The organism is Alkalitalea saponilacus (genome assembly GCF_900168165.1).
GTDB classification, from domain to species: domain Bacteria; phylum Bacteroidota; class Bacteroidia; order Bacteroidales; family Marinilabiliaceae; genus Natronoflexus; species Natronoflexus saponilacus.
Map to the genome: position 1 here is coordinate 1 of NZ_FUYV01000078.1, position 1,487 is coordinate 1,487.

The 1,487-nt window shown below is 32.7% G+C and carries 1 protein-coding gene; it reads right to left on the reverse strand.

The features are described 5' to 3' along the window. Positions 1-833 precede the first annotated feature (833 nt). Complete coding sequence (locus tag B5X70_RS17680) at positions 834-1,052, reverse strand: DUF4177 domain-containing protein (RefSeq protein WP_079559228.1); 219 nt, start codon at positions 1,050-1,052, stop codon at positions 834-836. Positions 1,053-1,487: the final 435 nt, after the last annotated feature.

Sequence of the window (1,487 nt, forward strand, 5' to 3'; positions counted from 1 at the left end):
TTTCTGTCCTTTTATTAGCAATCGGTTATTTTCTCCTACACTTGGCGGCAACGGTGATTTGTATGTGGCGGTTTTGCACACTCGAAATTATCTAGAAACGTGAAAATTTCTGCAAAACTGACATATACAAAATGTTGTGCACATTTTACTACTTTTTTTTCCATCGTTAAAATCTCAACACTAAAATTAGTGGATGTTTTTCGGTTTAATCTAAAACTTTATCTGTACGAAAATGATTTATAATCAGTCAATTTTATAAATCGCTAAAGTTCTTTATCATCGCACAAAACTTAAATATTTTCGAATGTTGAGAAATTAATCCTCGCAATCATTGTTCTCAAATCAGACCTTTCAAAAATCTAAAACGCTTTCAAAACGCACGGAACTCGTTATTCTCAACAGATTTCAGGTTTCAGGAAGTTTATAAATTTCGCAACGTAAAATTCGTATTCTATTTTCGTTTCCTTTGCCAAAATCTCGATTTTCACAAAATTTTCCAGATATAAAGATGTCAGTCGAAAATTCATTTCTTGACTGCACATTAGTTTATCTAGCCAACACTAAATTCTTATCAACAAGGTTTATAAATCAATATTTTTCAATTCGTTTCAGCCTGAATCATTTTTCTCAATGTTGTTTAAAAAGTCAATAAAGTAAAGTTTTCTTTAATAAAGATTTTCTATTGGGCTAATTGGGCACATGTACGGAAAGTAAGAGTGTGAGTCATCTGGGCGTATCCACCGTTACAAAAATTGAAGTGGGGTAAAGACCTCTGAAAACTTCTACAACCCTTATTAGCTATAACGCATGCGGTCAGTTGTTTTTTCCATGAATTAAGTTAATGGTTTTTTGAAAAATGCAACGTAACCAACAGTTTGATGAATCCATCCAAATCCAAAAGCCATAAATCCTCCATCTAATTTAGGCTCAATTTTAACTAACTCCCAGCCTTCACTTCCGTATTTATCAAATTGCTCATTAATTTCATCTGGTAATCCAGAGCTAGTCCGCTTTTTAGCATTAATGTAAACGATTTTGTATTCCCATTTCATAGCATTAAGTTCTTAATTAGTAATTTAATATTATGTCTTCCGTTAATTTTTCATGGTTTTATAAAGCTTTCGCAACGATTTCAATACTCACCGAACAAAACTTTTGACGGTATTCAAAATTTTCTGTTTGTCGTGAAGTTTTTAGCGAAGCAACTCAAGGTGCTTTTTGCTTTCTCTGCCCTAAGATGGGATATTTCAAAAAAAAATATTCGTCTTTCTTTCAATTTTTAATCTGCAAATTTTCAGCAACAACTTTTATAAATCATTCTCCTCAATGTTTAATAATCTCTAAAAAGTTAATAACGTAAAGCTTTCTTTAGTATAGATTTTCTGTGGGGGCTAATATCGGGTAGCTTACGCCCCCTAAGAACTGCGCATGATAGTTTCCCATCACGCAGCTCGGGCATTTCTAAAAGTGTCTTGATAAATACACTC